The organism is Pseudomonas sp. R84 (assembly GCF_009834515.1).
Classification (GTDB): Bacteria; Pseudomonadota; Gammaproteobacteria; order Pseudomonadales; family Pseudomonadaceae; genus Aquipseudomonas.
In genome coordinates this window covers 1,944,630-1,959,703 of record NZ_CP019426.1, presented here as the reverse complement: position 1 = coordinate 1,959,703, position 15,074 = coordinate 1,944,630, and the positions used below count along the sequence as shown (strand labels likewise).

General features: G+C 60.1%; 17 protein-coding genes. 3 read left to right on the top strand and 14 right to left on the bottom strand.

What is annotated here, in order from left to right; all coding sequences use genetic code 11:
- Positions 1-40: 40 nt before the first annotated feature.
- Positions 41-1,405 carry a DNA recombination protein RmuC gene (gene rmuC / locus PspR84_RS08875; RefSeq protein ID WP_163013634.1) on the bottom strand — a complete coding sequence of 455 codons (1,365 nt, stop codon included), beginning with the start codon at positions 1,403-1,405 and terminating at the stop codon, positions 41-43.
- A 175-nt stretch (positions 1,406-1,580) separates the two neighbouring features.
- Positions 1,581-1,904, bottom strand: a complete 324-nt coding sequence (locus PspR84_RS08870) for a sel1 repeat family protein (RefSeq protein ID WP_160056928.1) — start codon at positions 1,902-1,904, stop codon at positions 1,581-1,583.
- A 962-nt stretch (positions 1,905-2,866) separates the two neighbouring features.
- Between PspR84_RS08870 and PspR84_RS08865 the strand changes: the two genes are divergently transcribed.
- The 3 genes from PspR84_RS08865 (at position 2,867) to PspR84_RS08855 (ending at position 5,265) form a co-directional block, all read left to right on the top strand.
- Positions 2,867-3,091: a hypothetical protein gene (locus PspR84_RS08865; RefSeq protein WP_034156218.1), complete on the top strand. Its 225-nt coding sequence runs from the start codon at positions 2,867-2,869 to the stop codon at positions 3,089-3,091.
- A gap of 273 nt (positions 3,092-3,364) precedes the next feature.
- Positions 3,365-3,847 (top strand): hypothetical protein, encoded by a 483-nt coding sequence (locus PspR84_RS08860; protein ID WP_160056926.1) that lies wholly within the window; start codon positions 3,365-3,367, stop codon positions 3,845-3,847.
- A 146-nt stretch (positions 3,848-3,993) separates the two neighbouring features.
- A complete protein-coding gene (locus PspR84_RS08855; RefSeq protein WP_102900832.1) occupies positions 3,994-5,265 on the top strand; it encodes an outer membrane protein transport protein in 1,272 nt (423 codons plus the stop codon).
- Positions 5,266-5,464: 199 nt separating this feature from the next.
- Here the strand turns inward: PspR84_RS08855 and PspR84_RS08850 are convergent, their stop codons facing one another.
- The 12 genes from PspR84_RS08850 to bluB all read right to left on the bottom strand — a co-directional run bounded on the left by PspR84_RS08850 (position 5,465) and on the right by bluB (position 15,056).
- Positions 5,465-6,025 carry a redoxin domain-containing protein gene (locus PspR84_RS08850; protein WP_160056924.1) on the bottom strand — a complete coding sequence of 187 codons (561 nt, stop codon included), beginning with the start codon at positions 6,023-6,025 and terminating at the stop codon, positions 5,465-5,467.
- Between the two features lie 55 nt (positions 6,026-6,080).
- Positions 6,081-6,203: a hypothetical protein gene (locus PspR84_RS29775; protein ID WP_275113768.1), complete on the bottom strand. Its 123-nt coding sequence runs from the start codon at positions 6,201-6,203 to the stop codon at positions 6,081-6,083.
- Positions 6,200-7,408 carry an MFS transporter gene (locus tag PspR84_RS08845; RefSeq protein WP_160056922.1) on the bottom strand — a complete coding sequence of 403 codons (1,209 nt, stop codon included), beginning with the start codon at positions 7,406-7,408 and terminating at the stop codon, positions 6,200-6,202. The genes PspR84_RS29775 and PspR84_RS08845 overlap by 4 nt, the downstream gene beginning before the upstream one ends.
- A gap of 53 nt (positions 7,409-7,461) precedes the next feature.
- Entirely contained in the window at positions 7,462-7,866 is a 405-nt protein-coding gene (locus PspR84_RS08840) for a MarR family transcriptional regulator (protein ID WP_160056920.1), read from the bottom strand.
- Between the two features lie 174 nt (positions 7,867-8,040).
- A complete protein-coding gene (locus tag PspR84_RS08835; RefSeq protein WP_160056918.1) occupies positions 8,041-8,772 on the bottom strand; it encodes an adenosylcobinamide-GDP ribazoletransferase in 732 nt (243 codons plus the stop codon).
- A gap of 1 nt (position 8,773) precedes the next feature.
- The gene (gene cobC, locus PspR84_RS08830) at positions 8,774-9,349 is read right to left on the bottom strand and encodes an alpha-ribazole phosphatase family protein (RefSeq protein WP_160056916.1); all 576 of its coding nucleotides are present in this window, start codon (positions 9,347-9,349) and stop codon (positions 8,774-8,776) included.
- Positions 9,346-10,401: a nicotinate-nucleotide--dimethylbenzimidazole phosphoribosyltransferase gene (cobT, locus tag PspR84_RS08825; protein ID WP_160056914.1), complete on the bottom strand. Its 1,056-nt coding sequence runs from the start codon at positions 10,399-10,401 to the stop codon at positions 9,346-9,348. The genes cobC and cobT overlap by 4 nt, the downstream gene beginning before the upstream one ends.
- Positions 10,398-10,919 carry a bifunctional adenosylcobinamide kinase/adenosylcobinamide-phosphate guanylyltransferase gene (gene cobU / locus PspR84_RS08820; protein WP_160056912.1) on the bottom strand — a complete coding sequence of 174 codons (522 nt, stop codon included), beginning with the start codon at positions 10,917-10,919 and terminating at the stop codon, positions 10,398-10,400. The genes cobT and cobU overlap by 4 nt, the downstream gene beginning before the upstream one ends.
- Before the next feature lie 148 nt (positions 10,920-11,067).
- Positions 11,068-12,519: a cobyric acid synthase gene (locus PspR84_RS08815; RefSeq protein WP_160056910.1), complete on the bottom strand. Its 1,452-nt coding sequence runs from the start codon at positions 12,517-12,519 to the stop codon at positions 11,068-11,070.
- Positions 12,516-13,508, bottom strand: coding sequence for a threonine-phosphate decarboxylase CobD (gene cobD / locus PspR84_RS08810; protein ID WP_160056908.1), 993 nt, complete (start codon positions 13,506-13,508; stop codon positions 12,516-12,518). The genes PspR84_RS08815 and cobD overlap by 4 nt, the downstream gene beginning before the upstream one ends.
- Positions 13,501-14,409 (bottom strand): adenosylcobinamide-phosphate synthase CbiB, encoded by a 909-nt coding sequence (gene cbiB / locus PspR84_RS08805; RefSeq protein ID WP_160056906.1) that lies wholly within the window; start codon positions 14,407-14,409, stop codon positions 13,501-13,503. The genes cobD and cbiB overlap by 8 nt, the downstream gene beginning before the upstream one ends.
- Positions 14,406-15,056, bottom strand: coding sequence for a 5,6-dimethylbenzimidazole synthase (gene bluB / locus PspR84_RS08800; RefSeq protein ID WP_160056904.1), 651 nt, complete (start codon positions 15,054-15,056; stop codon positions 14,406-14,408). The genes cbiB and bluB overlap by 4 nt, the downstream gene beginning before the upstream one ends.
- Positions 15,057-15,074: the final 18 nt, after the last annotated feature.

Sequence of the window (15,074 nt, the reverse complement as noted above, 5' to 3'; positions counted from 1 at the left end):
CATCCTGTAGGAGCTGCCGGAGGCTGTGATTTTTTGATCTTTATTCAGGGAGTTCGACGAGACCATCGACATCGGTCATCGCCCGCTCCAGCAAGTCCGCCGGCAAACTCTTGCTCGCCCGCGCACCGAGCAATTTGAGCTGTTCACTGCGACTGACCAGATTGCCGCGCCCCTCGGTCAGCTTGTTGCGCGCTGAACTGTAGGCTTTATCCAGCTGTTGCAGACGATTGCCAACCTCGTCCAGATCCTGAATGAACAGCACGAATTTGTCGTACAGCCAGCCGGCGCGCTCGGCGATTTCACGGGCGTTCTGGCTCTGGCGCTCCTGCTTCCAGAGGCTGTCGATCACGCGCAAAGTTGCCAGCAGGGTGGTCGGGCTGACGATGACGATGTTGCGGTCGAAGGCTTCCTGAAACAGCGATGGCTCAGCCTGCAACGCCGCCGAAAACGCCGCTTCGATCGGCACGAAGAGCAAAACGAAATCAAGGCTGTGCAGGCCTTCCAGGCGCTTGTAGTCCTTGCCGGCCAGGCCTTTGACGTGATTGCGCAACGACAGCACGTGCTGCTTGATCGCGATCTGCCCAAGGCTGTCGTCGTCGGCAGCCACGTATTGCTGATACGCGGTGAGACTGACCTTGGAATCCACCACCACTTGCTTGTCGCCCGGCAGATAAATGATCACGTCAGGCTGAAAACGCTCGCCATCCGGGCCTTTGAGGTTGACCTGGGTCTGGTACTCGCGGCCCTTCTCCAGACCGGCGTGTTCGAGCACACGCTCGAGAATCAGCTCGCCCCAGTTGCCTTGGGTTTTCTGGCCTTTGAGGGCACGGGTCAGGTTGGTGGCTTCGTCGCTCAGACGCAGATTGAGCGCCTGCAAGCGCTCCAGCTCCTTGGCTAGCGAGAAACGCTCGCGGGCCTCGGCCTGATAACTTTCTTCCACACGTTTTTCGAAGGACTGAATGCGTTCCTTGAGCGGATCGAGCAACTGACCGAGCCGTTGCTGACTGGTCTCGGCAAAACGCTGCTCGCGCTCATCGAAGATCTTCCCGGCCAGCTCGGCAAACTGCGCGCGCAGTTCATCGCGCGAGCCTTGCAGATCGTTGAGGCGTTGCTGGTGGCTTTCCTGTTGCTCGCGCAGTTCGGCGTTCAATGAAGCGGCCTGTGCGTCGAGGCGGCGCAGCTCGGCTTCCTTGTTGGCGCGTTCGAGGTTCCAGGCGTGGGAGGCATCGCGGGCGTCGTCGCGCTCGATCTGCAGCAGTTCGACTTCCCGGCGCAGGGCCGCCAGATCAGCCTGCTTGGCGGCATTGGCCTGGCCGAGATCGGCGACTTCATCGCGGCTGGCGTCGAGCTGCGCGTTGAGTCCGTCCTGTGCCAGTTGTGCCATGGCCAACCGTTCTTCAAGCAACGCGACCTCGGCCTGCCCATTGCTCGCCCGGCGTTGCAGCTGCCAGGCCAATGCCAGCAGTGGCAATCCCGCCCCTGCAAGCCCCAGCAATACGCTGGTCAAGTCCATAGCCATAGCCACTCCCGCCGATCTTATAAAGCCTGAAGGTTAACCAAGGTGTCAGGTCTTGGACAGCTCAGTCTTCGAGCAGACCAAGTTCCTGTTGCGCGCGACGGTCGCCGGCGCGGGCGGCCTGACGCAGCAGATCCTGACCGATGCGACGATCCCGTGCGTTGCCGCACTCGCGGCACATCAATTGACCGAGGCGACTTTGCGCGGCGACCACACCTTCACGCGCCGGTTGCTTGAGCAGGCGGCCAGCGAGGTGTTTGGCATTGTCACTGTCGCTCAGGCGCGGACTGTCGAGCAGCCATTCGGCAACGCGAACGGAAAATCGCTTGGGCGGGGTAACAGGAGAAGGCTGTGAGGTAACAGAGTCTGATACTGAGCGAAACTTCATAAAGCACTGTGGGACGAATCGGAAGGCGCGCCACTCTACTCTCTTTTTCTTACAGGTAAAGTCGAAAAAAAACCCGGCACGCCCGTCCTAGAGCAAGCGCTCGGGACAATCCACAGAAGCTGTGGATAACTCAGTGGACAACCGCCTTCCAACTCTCGCAAAGCCTTATGGAATGGGGCTCGCAGTCAAACTGACGATTTTTTCACCAACAAAAAAAAGCGATGTTTTTCATTGACTTAAACTTTCGTTACAGGCAGCCACCGGGGTCAGGATTGGTATGACAGCGCCGTTACAGCCTGCGCAACTAATGTGCACAAGTACCTGTTACCTGGTTATATCGCTGCGCTTTTTCGGGTCGCTTTGGCAGTCGGGCTGGGGATAAACCGGTCTGGCACGCGCCCTGATGAAAATCTCTTCACCGACCGGCGGTCAAAAAATGCGCCAATTACGGGCAATTCAGTCAACCGGCCAAGCAGACTCGATCTGTGGCTGCAATGTTTTTCTACGCCAAGTTTGCTTTACCCGTTTCGATCCGTTAGTATCCGCGGCGTTAGTACCAAGCTGAAAGTCAATTCCGGTCGAACACATCCCCACGGTCAGCCTTCTACCAAGAAGCCCTACCGAAAAAGCGGGAACGACCCCTCGATGGTTTCCAGGTAAATCTTGCGACAACACTGCCTTCCAATGATGCGAAGGGTGTTGCGAAGAGCACTTACTCTGACCGAACCAACCTGCAAATTGATCAGGATCTTCACCCCGGGCCCAGAACCTTTGCCCTTGTTGTGATGCCTGCCCTCCTAAGTACCTACCTGCCAGCCCAAGCGCGCCAACTTATCAGCGCTTCAAACTGGCTGCTTTGTTCCAGTCGGGTTCTTCGTTCGATCAATGGTGATCGACGTTACTGGAACGTTTTAACGTTGCACGGTTCTTATCCGTGTCATTTGTAGGAACACCTAATAACTATGTCTACTCAAATCCATACTCAGGATGCCATTCGCACCCTAACCAACGCTTTTGCACCAATGAACTGCCTGATCATGGCCGCTCGCAAAGGCTGCTTCAGTTTCACACTGGTCAACGAACACGGTATCGCCCGCCACAGCGAGCGTCTGTACCCCGATCAGTACTCCAGCGCGGAACCGCTGCAGGCCGTGATCGATCGTACCCGTCAGGCATTGATTGCCTGAGAGCCGAAAAGGCTGCAAAAGCAAAGCCCCGCACAAAAATGCGGGGCTTTTTATTGCCCGATGTTTCACTTTTAGCCGACGGCGCTTAAGTACCAACCGATATAACGGTTATAACTCGAAGCCGAAAATATTTTAAAAACAGGCCTTTACGTCGCGAATATGACACTACACTTCAACTCAAGCGGCGTGATCCGCTTGCGGCGAGCCTGAACCGATCCACAGCTGCCAAGCCCCCTTCAGGACTCGCCATTAATAACAAGAACCGAGGGTTTTATGGGTATCGCTGCCAGCGAACTATGCCGCTACGTGATCCGTCCTACGCTGATCTACCTGGGACGTCACAGCGCGACTGCCGAATCCCTGCTGCTGGGCATCGCCGCCAGCCAGTCAGCCCTGGGTTCAGCCCTGCATGACCGCCGGGGCCACGGCCTCTACCGCATCGCCGAGCATCGCCATCAAGCCCTTTGGGATGATTATCTGGCGCTCTATCCGGAACGCGCCAGCCTGGTGCGCGGCCTCGCCAGTCAACATGCATTCCTGAGCGGTCCACACCTGGAACTGACGGTCAATCTGCGTTACGCCACGGCCATCGCCTGGTTGCTGGTGGAAGAACAAAACCCCACCCTACCCGACTCCAACGATTTGCTGGGAATGGCGCGTATCTGGCGCCAGACCTTTCAACCCCAAGGTCGCCTGCGCGACTTCACTTATGCCTGGCACACCTGTGTTTCAACGGTGAATCAGGTCGCGTGCTGACCCACTGGTTTCAGAAGATCTGCCAACAGGTCGCGATTCTGGTCGGATTGTCCTACAAAACCGCTCTAACTCAAGGCATACGGACTATAGCGCTGTGACGAAAATCTTGGTAATTTTCGCCCCGGTGATCACCAGGAGTTCTAATAATGAAAAAAGTCATGCTCAAAACCACCCTTAGCCTCGCCGTTACCCTTGCCTCCACTCAAATTTTTGCGGCCGGCTTTGCCCTCAACGAACAAAGCATCAGTGGGATGGGGACTGGTTTTGCCGGGCGATCTTCTTCTGCCGACGACGCAAGCACTGTGTATGGCAACCCTGCCGGCATGTCGCGCATCAAGCGCGAACAAGTTACCGGTGGCGTAGCCGTCGTCGATGCTCATACCGATATCAGCAATGCCAGCTCCAGCCCCAACGGCGGCAGCAACAAAGGCGACATGGTGCCCTTCACCGCGGTACCTATGGGCTTCTATGTCAAACCAATCGATGAGCATTGGGCATTCGGCCTCGGCGTTTATGTGCCGTTCGGCCTGATCACTGATTATGAAAACGGCTTTGCCGGCCGTTACTTCGGCAGCAAGTCCGAAGTACAAGTCATCACTTTCCAACCGACCATCAGCTACGCCTTCAACGACAAGGTGTCGATCGGTTTCGGCCCAACCATCAACCGCATTGACGGTGCGCTGGAATCCAACCTGTCGATCACTCAAGCCCTGCCGGACGGCAAGGTGAAGATCAAGGGTGACGACACCGCACTGGGCTACAACGTCGGCCTGCTGGTACAAGCCACCGACACCACTCGCGTGGGCCTGACCTATCACTCGAAAGTCGACTACAAGCTCGAAGGCAACACCAAGGTCAACTACGGCGCACTGGCCGCAGTCGGTCTGGGCGCCAGCCAGAAGTACGACGCTTCGCTGAAGATCACCACACCCGAATCGGTCGACCTCTCGGTTACCCAGGCGATCAACGATCGCTGGAACGTGTATGCCGGTACCACCTGGACCCGTTGGAGCCAGCTGGAAAAAATCACCGTGAAAAACTCCGGTGTGCAGCCGCTGCTGGCCGGCCAGTTCGGTTCGATTAACGAAGACCAGAACTGGCATGACTCCTGGGCCTACGCCGTGGGTACTTCGTACCAGTTGAACAAGGAATGGGTACTGCGTACCGGTCTGACCTTCGACCAGTCGCCGACCAATAATGAAGACCGTTCGCCACGCATTCCGACTGGCGACCGTACCATCTTCAGTATCGGTGCCGGCTGGAGTCCGACCGACGACCTGACCATCGACGTTGCCTACTCGTATCTGAAAGAAGAGTCGGTGAAGATCCGCAACGAAAACAACCGTGGACAGAGCTACGACGCCAAGTATGAAAACTCGGCAAACGGTTTCGGTGTCGGCGCGACTTATCGCTTCTGATGCTGTGTGGCGAGGCTGATCCCTCGCCCACAAAAAAGCCCCGCTCTCTTTGCAGAGGCGGGGCTTTTTAATGCCTGACGTTTGCGACACGTGTAGGAGCTGTCGAGTGCAACGAGACTGCGATCTTTTGATCTGTTTTTTAAAGTCAAAAGATCGCAGCGTGCCGCAGCTCCTACAAAATCATCGCCGGCCTACGGATTCAGGGCTTCAGTGGTTTCGAGGCGATAGCCTTTTCGATCGCGGCAACAAACTCCGGATCATCAGGCTTGGTCAGGCTGGAGAAATTGGCGATCACCTTGCCTTGGCGATCGACCACATACTTGTAGAAATTCCACTTCGGCGCGCTGCTCTGCGCAGCCAGCACTTGGAACATATGCGTCGCGTCATCGCCACGGACTTTCTGCGGCTCAGTCATGGCGAACGTCACGCCGTAGTTGGCGTAGCAGACCTTGGCAGTCTCGGCGCTGTCCTTGGACTCCTGCTTGAAGTCATTGGAAGGGACGCCGAGCATTTGCAGTCCTTGCGACTCAAAGCGCTTATGCAGCGCCTCAAGGCCTTCGAACTGAGGGGCAAAACCGCAAAAGCTGGCGGTGTTGACCACCACCAACGGTTTGTCGGCGTACTGTTTACACAGATCGATGGATTCCTTCGCCCGCAATTTGGGCAGCGAGCCTTGCAGCAGTTCAGGACAGTCAGCGGCCTGAGCCAGGCCAGTCAACGCCATCAGCATCGCGGGAACAGCACACCAGCGCATCAGCATGTCGAGCATCCTTGAGCAGTCGTTCAGAATTCGACGTTACTCGTCATCCCCGTTTCTAGCAAATGCTCATGCCCAACTGCATCAAGGCCAGGCCGCCCTGCTGCCAGCCCCACCACACCAGTGCCAGCAAGGTGGCGCCGAGTGCGGTGATGGCCATTCGTGGCCAGAATCGGCTCATGCGGCGCCCGCTGCGGTCTGCAGACGTGCGACCGGGCGCTCGCGCACCGGCCAGTTGAGCGCGGCCGCCAGCAGGCTCAGCAAAATCGCCACTTGCCAGATCAAGTCGTAACTCCCGGTTCGGTCATACACCACCCCGCCCAGCCAGCCGCCGAGGAACGAACCCAGCTGATGGAACAGAAACACGATGCCACCGAGCATGGACAGATTTCGCACGCCAAACAAGGTCGCCACCGTACCGTTGGTCAACGGCACCGTCGATAGCCACAGCAACCCCATGGCCATACCGAACAGGTAGGCCGACGTGGTCGTCACCGGCAGCCACAGAAACAGCACAATCACCACCGCACGCAACAAGTACAACGCTGTCAACAGACGCGGTTTGGACATACGCCCGCCGAGCCAACCGGCGGTGTAGGTACCGAAGATATTGAACAATCCGATCAACGCCAACACCGTCGTGCCAACGCTGGCTGGCAGATGCTGATCGACCAGATACGCAGGCAAGTGCACGCCGATAAACACCACCTGAAAACCGCAGACGAAAAAGCCGAATGCCAACAACCAGAAACCCGAATGCGAGCAGGCTTCGCGCAGCGCTTCGGACAGGGTTTGTTCATGCCCAAGCACCGGCATCGGCTTGTCCTTGAGCATGCTCACCAGCGGCACGATCAGCGCCACCAGCAAGCCCAATACCAACAACGCCGCCGACCAGCCGAGCCAGCCAATCAAGCCGAGGGTACCCGGCAACATGGCGAACTGGCCGAAAGAGCCGGCGGCGCTGGCAATGCCCATGCCCATGCTGCGTTTTTCCGGCGGCACCGCGCGGCCGACCACGCCGAGAATCACCGAGAACGAGGTGCCGGACAGACCGATACCAATCAGCAGACCAGCGCTCAGCGACAGCGTCACCGCCGAATCCGACAGGCCCATGCACACCAGACCTGCCGCGTAGAGCACCCCACCGATGAGCACCACTTTTGCCGCGCCGAAGCGGTCAGCCAATGCGCCGGTAAACGGTTGCGCCAGGCCCCAGATCAAATTCTGCAAAGCGATGGCGAAGGCAAACACCTCGCGCCCCCAGCCGAACTGCGCGCTCATCGGCGACAGGAACAGACCGAAACCGTGCCGCACGCCCAATGACAACGCGAGAATCAGCGCACTCCCGACCAACACCCACCCGCACGTACGCCACATCGATGTCATTATTGTTCTCCGCTTGCGGGTATATACCCGCTTGAGTTTGGAAAAAACCGGCCTCAGGCCAGTTCATCCAGCAATCTGAGCAAGGTTTCACGCTTCTCGGCACCCAGTCGGTCAATCAACCGCTGCTGCGCCGCTTCCCAGGCTGGCAGTGCTGCTGCCAAGCGTTGCACGCCGGTCTCGGTAAGCTTGACGATGCGGTTACGCATGTCCTCGCCCTCGGCCAATACCACCAGCCCCTCGCCTTCCAGCACCCGCAAATTGCGCCCGAGGGTGCTGCGATCCAGGCCCATCGCTTCGGCGAGTTCGGAGATGCTCGGTTGATCCAGACGCTGCAGGTTGCACAGCAAAGAATACTGGGCAACGTTGATCCCGAAGCCGTCGAGAGCGCCGTCGTAATGCCTGCTGACGCCACGCGCGGCGCGACGCAGGTTGGTGCACAAACACTGAGAAGGAAGCATGATGCGTGTATATACCCGCGACTGTGTTAAATCAAGTTACAGATGAGTTTATCCATAACATTTGTACTACCTGGCAAACCGCTATCGCGAGTAGGCTCACTCCTACAGGGGAACGCGGTCAACTGTAGGAGTGAGCCTGCTCGCGATGAGGCCGGCATGACCAGTAGAAATCCATCAGGCCAAAACCACTCCAACCAGCACCACCATCTCCAGCAATTCCAGCAACGCCCCCGCCGTATCGCCCGTCGTCCCGCCCAACCGCCGCATCATCACCTGCCGCAACCAGACAAACACACCGACCGAAATCACCAGCGCAACAACGCCACTGAACCCGGCAATCAGCACGCAGGCCAACGCACTTGCGCCCAGCACCCACCACCCGGCCTTGCGCGGCAAATGATCCGCCAACGCCTGCCCCAACCCGCCCGCGCGCACATACGGCGTGGTCAGAAACAACCCAAGCAATGCCGCCCGCCCGAGCAACGGCACAATGATCAACGCAACGCCTTGCTGTTGCTCAATCAGCGCCAGCAGCGCGGCAAACTTGAGCAGCAACACCAACACCAGCGTCACTACCGCAATCGGCCCGCTGCGCGGGTCCTTCATGATGGTCAGCGTACGCTCGCGATCACCAAAACCGCCGAGCCAGGCATCGGCGCTGTCAGCCAGACCATCAAGGTGCAGTGCGCCGCTGAGCAGCACCCAAACCGTCAACAGCAATGCCGCATGCAGCAACAACGGCGCGCCGCTCAAGGCGAGATTCAGCGCCCACAGGATCACGCCGAACAGCAGCCCCACCAACGGATAAAACAGCAGCGACCGCCCAAGTTGCTCCGGCTCAGGCATCCCCGACAAACGAATCGGCAGGCTGCTGAGAAATTGCAGGGCGATCCACAGCGGCAACATGTCAGCAACCTTCCTTGAGTGAACCGTCAACATCGACCGTCAGCGCAAACAACGCGCCATGAGCAACCTCGACATTGAGCAGTTGTTCGCGCGGCAACCCTCGCGCTTGCGCCAGCAACAAACGCATCACGCCGCCATGACTGATCAGCAAAACCCGCTCGCCAGCGTATGCACTGTGCAGGCGCGCAACGGCCTCCAGCACTCGAGTAGAAAACTCGCTGACCGGTTCACCCTGCGGCGGCGTAAACGAATACGGATCGGCCCAGAACAACCCCAGCGCTTCAGCATCGGTCTCCATCAACGCGGCCGCGCTCTGCCCTTCCCACGCACCGAAATGCAGTTCCTGCAGATCCTTGTCCAGATGCACTGACAGGTTCAGTTGCTCACCTAGCTCTGCGGCAAACCGCGCGCAACGTTGCAACGGCGAACTGACGATCCGATCCCACGGCCCGCCCTCGACCACGGCCGCACGCATTTGCGTCCAGCCCTTTTCGGTCAGTGCATCGTCGAGGCTGCCGCGCAAACCACCGCCGAGTTCAGTCTCACCGTGGCGCAGCAGATCCAGTTGCAGGGTCATGCCGGACGATCCGCTACCGCTGCTTCGGCGAAGGTCGCCATCTGCCCGTGCAGATCACAGGCCAGACGCAGCAATGGCACCGCCAGCGCTGCGCCACTGCCCTCGCCCAGACGCAAACCGAGCTCCAGCAACGGCTCGGCCTGCAGGGTTTCCAGCACATGACGATGGCCCGGCTCGGCACCGCGATGGCCGAACAGCAACCACTCGCGGCAGGCCGGATTCAAACGCACCGCAACCAGCGCCGCGACCGTGCAGATAAAGCCGTCGACCAACACCGCAATGCCTTCTTGAGCCGCTGCCAGATAGGCACCGACCAGCGCGGCGATTTCAAAACCACCCAGGTTGAACAGCGTCTGCAACACATCGCCACGCTGCGCTGCATGCAACGCCAATGCACGCTCGATCACTTGCGCTTTATGGCTGACGCCTTCGGCATTCAACCCGGTACCGGGACCGGTCAGGTGTACCACCGGGCAATCGAGCAAGGCGCAGGCCAAGGCACTCGCGGCCGTGGTGTTGCCTATGCCCATTTCGCCACCGATGAACAACTGCGCGCCCGCCGCTTTCGCCCGCAACAGACTGTCGCGACCGGCCTGCAACGCCAGTTCGCCCTGGGCCTGAGTCATCGCCGCGCCCTGCACGAAGTTCGCCGTGCCCGCGCCGATGTTCAAGTGGCGCACACCCGGCAGGTTCAGCGCGGGATTCACCGTGCCCAGATCGACCACTTCCAGCTGCGCACCGAGCTGACGTGCCAGCACGCTGATCGCCGCGCCACCGCTGACGAAGTTGAGCAGCATCTGCCCGGTGACTTCCTGCGGGAACGCCGAAACCCCTTCAGCCACCACGCCGTGATCACCGGCAAAAATCGCGATCCACACTTGCGCCAGCGTCGGTTTGATCTGGCCTTGCAGACCGGCCAGTTGCACCGCGACCGATTCCAGTCGACCGAGCGAACCGGCCGGTTTGGTCAATTGCTGCTGCCGTGCCGTCGCTTGTGCAACGACGTTGAGATCGACCGGTTTGCACGGGTTCAGCCACCAGGTTTGAGTCATAACGCAGGTCCTTTCAGAGTCAGGGGCAGGCCGGCGACGGTCAGGACAACACGCTGACAACGCTCGGCCAGAGCTTGATGCAGCCAACCGGCTTCATCGACGTAGCGGCGAGTCAATTCGCCCAGCGGCACGACACCCATTCCGGTCTCGTTGCTGACAAAAATGATTTCTCCCGGCAGCGAGGCCAAGCATTCGAGCAGGGCTTCGCGCTCGGCAGCGAGGCGTTCGGCGTCATCGAGCATCAGCAGATTGGTCAGCCACAGGGTCAGGCAATCGACTAACAGGCAACGCTCGGCGCTGGCGCTTTCGCGCAGGACGCGGGCCAGTTCCAAGGGTTCTTCAATGAGTGCCCATTCGACGGGACGGCGGGCGCGGTGATGGGCGACGCGATCGCTCATCTCGCCATCGAGGGGTTGGCTGGTGGCGATATAGGTGACCGCCAGATGGCTATCGCTGGCGAGTTTTTCTGCCAGGCGACTTTTGCCGGAGCGGGCGCCGCCGAGGATCAGTTGGAGCATGGGTTCATCCAGGAAAATTCAAGTGAGACAACCGCCGCTTTCGCGAGCAGGCTCGCTCCCACAGGGTTATGAGTTGTACTCAAAATGTATGGCTAACCGCATTCACTGTGGGAGCGAGCCTGCTCGCGAAGAGGCCAGCACAGGCAACTCAAATCCCACAGAGCCGACGCAACAGATCAGTATCCAGATGCTTCTCCACCAGATCCGCCAAACGCTCGATATCACGCTCGCGCAAGCCGTGGTAATCCACCTCCTGGACATCGCTCAACCCGGCCCAGCGCAACAACGCCGCACTCGCCGCCGGCGATTCAAACAGGCCATGCAGATAGGTGCCAAATACCTGCCCATCAACACTCTGTGCACCATCGCAACGACCGTCATCCAGATACACCGCAGCGTTTTCCAGTGCCGGTCCGCTGGTCACGCCGGCATGAATTTCATAGCCGCTGACGTCGGCATCTTCCAGCGCCAGCCGTCCACGCACATTGCGCAACTGCTTCTCGGCTTCAAGTGTGGTTTCGAACGCCAGCAAGCCCAAACCGGCACTCGTGCCCGGCGCACCTTCAAGACCGAGCGGGTCATGCACCTGCTCACCGAGCATCTGCAGACCGCCGCAGATCCCCAGCACTTTGCCGCCGTAACGCAAGTGCCGAGAAATCGCCGCATCCCAGCCATTGGCACGCAGATAAGCCAGATCGCTGCGCACGCTTTTCGAGCCCGGCAGAATGATCAGGTCAGCAGCAGGAATCGCCTGCCCCGGCCCGACAAATTGCAGATCGACCTGCGGATGCAAACGCAGCGGATCGAAATCGGTGTGGTTGCTGATGCGTGGCAGCACCGGCACCACCACTTTCAGCACTTGTTCGGCCTTGTCGGTCTGGCGCTGATCGATGCCGTCCTCGGCCTCAAGGTGCAGATCCATCACATATGGCAACACGCCCACCACCGGTTTGCCGGTGCGCTGTTCCAGCCAGTCGAGGCCCGGTTGCAGCAAGGCGATGTCACCGCGAAAACGGTTGATGATGAAGCCCTTCACCCGCGCCTGTTCGCTCGGCGAGAGCAACTCCAGGGTGCCGACCAGATGCGCGAAAACCCCGCCACGATTGATGTCGGCAATCAGCAAAACCGGGCAATCCACCGCTTCGGCAAACCCCATGTTGGCGATGTCGCCCGCGCGCAGATTGATCTCCGCCGGCGAACCCGCGCCTTCGACCATCACCAACGGATACGCCGCGCTGAGCCGTTCGTGGGACGCGAGCACCGCTTTCATCGCGATGGCTTTGTAGTCGTGATACGCCACGGCATTCATCGACGTTACCGCGCGGCCATGAATGATCACTTGCGCGCCGATATCGCTGTTGGGCTTGAGCAGCACCGGATTCATGTCGGTGTGCGGTTCAAGAAACGCTGCTTGCGCCTGCACCGCTTGCGCGCGGCCGATCTCACCGCCATCGGCGGTCACGGCGCTGTTGAGCGCCATGTTCTGTGGCTTGAACGGTACGACCGCCACGCCTTGACGCGTCGCCCAGCGGCACAGCGCCGTCACCAGTGTGCTTTTACCGGCATCGGAGGTGGTGCCCTGCACCATCAGGGTGGTCATGCGTGATCCTTGGCAAAAGCGCTTAAAGCGTGTTCGAGACGCGCCTCTTCAGCCGCGTCGGCGGGCAGGCCAAAACGCAAACTGCTGTTGTGAGTGAAGATGCGCAGGAGAATGCCGCGACGGGCCATGAACCCGTGCATCGCTTCGGCATGCTCGGTGATCAGCCACTGGAACAGCGCGCAGCCGCCCTGCGGCTTGAAGCCGTAGCGTTCAAGCAGCGCCGCCAGCCGCTCACTGGCCTCATCACTGCGAATCCGTTGGCGTGTGTGCCCTTCAGTGTCTTGCAGACACGCTTGCCCGAGCACCCGCGTCGGCCCACTCACCGCCCAAGGCCCGACCTGTTCGGCGAGCAGCTTGAGCAACTTGCGCTCGGCCAGGACAAAGCCCAGACGCACCCCGGCCAGACCGAAAAACTTGCCGAACGAACGCAACACGATCAGCCCGACTTGATGGGCATGCGGCGCCAGACTCAGTTGTGGCGTGTTATCCATGAAAGCTTCATCGACCACCAGCCAGCCACCGCGCCGGGCGAGCCGCGCATGCCAGTCGAGCAATCGCGCCGGGGTCAGGCTCAGGCCGGTCGGGTTGTTCGGGTTGACCACCACCAGCACGTCGAGGCTGTCGAGAAAGAATTCGACTTCCTGCTCCAGCACTTCGCGCACGATGTAACCGCTGCGCCGCCAAGCTTCGGCGTGTTCGGCATAACACGGCGACAACACACCGACCTTGCCGGCCCGACGCAAACGCGGCAGCAACTGAATGGCCATCTGCGAACCGGCCACCGGCAGCACTTGCGCGGCACCGTAGTAATCGCACGCAGCTTGCTCCAGGCCGTCGTCGGTTTCCGGCAGGCGCGCCCAGGCGCGCAGCGGGATTTCCGGGATCGGAAATGGCCATGGCGCGAGGCCGCTGGACAGGTCGAGCCAGTCCGCCTCGGCAATGCCGTAATCGTGTGCAGCCTTGCGCAGCCGGCCACCGTGCTCAAGCATAGAATTCAGCCCCCACGCAGAGAATCAGCAGCCATAACCATACGCCGCGCTGGACCAATTGCCAGCCACGGTCAATGGAATCTGCATCGGCGGGAACGCCTTCACCCAGTTGCGGACGGTCGTGAAGTTCGCCGTGGTAAATCGCCGGCCCACCTAATTCCACGCCCAGCGCACCGGCGCCAGCCGCCATCACCGGGCCAGCGTTGGGGCTGTCCCACTTCGGCGCCTGGGTGCGCCAGCACTTCAGTGCAAGTCGGGTTTTGCCCAACAGTGCGTAGGTCAATGCCACCAGACGCGCAGGAATGTAGTTCAACACGTCGTCGATTTTCGCCGCCGCCCAGCCGAAACGTTCGAAGCGTTCGTTGCGATAGCCCCACATCGCATCGAGCGTGTTGCTCAAGCGATAGAGGACCACGCCCGGCGCACCGGCCACGACAAACCAGAACAACGCGGCAAACACCGCATCGCTGCCGTTTTCCAGCACCGACTCAGTGGCAGCCCGAGCGACGGCAGTGCTATCGAGCTCATCGGTCTGGCGGCTGACCAGATAGCCGACACGCTTGCGCGCCTCTTCCAGATCATCTGCGCGCAAAGCAGCGGCCACCGGCGCCACATGCTCGCCGAGGCTGCGCATGCCGAGGGCGCAATACAATGCAAGAATCTCGACGACCCAGCCCACGTACGGTGCCCAGGAAAATGCGGTGGCGAGCAAGGTCAGCGGCAGCACCGCGATCACCCACGCGGTGACGCCGTGGCTGCGCCAGCCCCGGCCACCGGCGTTGAAACGTTGCTCGATGCGCCCGGCAAAATTGCCGAAAGCCACCAGCGGATGCCAGCGTTTCGGTTCACCGAGCAGCGCATCCAGCGCCACCGCGGCGACACTCAACAACGCCACACTCATTGACTCACTCCCCAATAATTTTCGTACAGCAACTCATTGAGCGGACGCGCCTGCGCCCACCCTTCGAGTACCAGCATCGGCGCCGGATAGAATTCCTTGACCGGGCCCAGACATAAAACAGCGAGAGGCTTGGCGCCTTCGGGCAACTTCAACAGGTCAGCGAGTGCCTGTGGCTCGAATAGTGAAACCCAGCCCATGCCCAGGCCTTCGGCGCGCGAGGCCAGCCACAGATTCTGGATCGCGCAGGACAGCGAGGCCATGTCCATTTCCGGCAGCGTGCGACGACCGAAAATGTGCTTTTCGCGATCGTCCATCAACGCGGCGACCAGCACTTCGGCGCACTCATGGATACCCTCGACCTTGAGTTTCATGAACTCGTCGCTGCGCTCGCCGAGGGCTTCGGCGGTGCGGATGCGTTCTTCTTCGACGAGGTTCTGGATCTGCCCGCGTAAAGTTCGGTCGCTGATGCGAATGAAGCGCCAAGGCTGCATCAGGCCGACGCTTGGGGCCTGGTGGGCGGCTTCCAAAAGTCGGCGCAACAGCTCCGGCTCGACGCTGCCGCCGGTGAAATGGCGCATGTCGCGGCGCTCGGCGATGGCTCTATAAACCGCTTCGCGCTCGGCTTCGGAAAATGTGTTGTCGGTCATGGCCTCTTCGCGAGCAAG

Bases quoted from the DNA above. Each gene is read 5' to 3' on its own strand.
- PspR84_RS08870 (WP_160056928.1), bottom strand. From the start codon at position 1,904: ATGAAGTTTCGCTCAGTATCAGACTCTGTTACCTCACAGCCTTCTCCT.
- PspR84_RS08865 (WP_034156218.1), top strand. From the start codon at position 2,867: ATGTCTACTCAAATCCATACTCAGGATGCCATTCGCACCCTAACCAAC.
- PspR84_RS08860 (WP_160056926.1), top strand. From the start codon at position 3,365: ATGGGTATCGCTGCCAGCGAACTATGCCGCTACGTGATCCGTCCTACG.
- PspR84_RS08855 (WP_102900832.1), top strand. From the start codon at position 3,994: ATGAAAAAAGTCATGCTCAAAACCACCCTTAGCCTCGCCGTTACCCTT.
- PspR84_RS08850 (WP_160056924.1), bottom strand. From the start codon at position 6,025: ATGCTGATGCGCTGGTGTGCTGTTCCCGCGATGCTGATGGCGTTGACT.
- PspR84_RS29775 (WP_275113768.1), bottom strand. From the start codon at position 6,203: ATGAGCCGATTCTGGCCACGAATGGCCATCACCGCACTCGGCGCCACC.
- PspR84_RS08845 (WP_160056922.1), bottom strand. From the start codon at position 7,408: ATGACATCGATGTGGCGTACGTGCGGGTGGGTGTTGGTCGGGAGTGCG.
- PspR84_RS08840 (WP_160056920.1), bottom strand. From the start codon at position 7,866: ATGCTTCCTTCTCAGTGTTTGTGCACCAACCTGCGTCGCGCCGCGCGT.
- PspR84_RS08835 (WP_160056918.1), bottom strand. From the start codon at position 8,772: ATGTTGCCGCTGTGGATCGCCCTGCAATTTCTCAGCAGCCTGCCGATT.
- cobC (WP_160056916.1), bottom strand. From the start codon at position 9,349: ATGACCCTGCAACTGGATCTGCTGCGCCACGGTGAGACTGAACTCGGC.
- cobT (WP_160056914.1), bottom strand. From the start codon at position 10,401: ATGACTCAAACCTGGTGGCTGAACCCGTGCAAACCGGTCGATCTCAAC.
- cobU (WP_160056912.1), bottom strand. From the start codon at position 10,919: ATGCTCCAACTGATCCTCGGCGGCGCCCGCTCCGGCAAAAGTCGCCTG.
- PspR84_RS08815 (WP_160056910.1), bottom strand. From the start codon at position 12,519: ATGACCACCCTGATGGTGCAGGGCACCACCTCCGATGCCGGTAAAAGC.
- cobD (WP_160056908.1), bottom strand. From the start codon at position 13,508: ATGCTTGAGCACGGTGGCCGGCTGCGCAAGGCTGCACACGATTACGGC.
- cbiB (WP_160056906.1), bottom strand. From the start codon at position 14,409: ATGAGTGTGGCGTTGTTGAGTGTCGCCGCGGTGGCGCTGGATGCGCTG.
- bluB (WP_160056904.1), bottom strand. From the start codon at position 15,056: ATGACCGACAACACATTTTCCGAAGCCGAGCGCGAAGCGGTTTATAGA.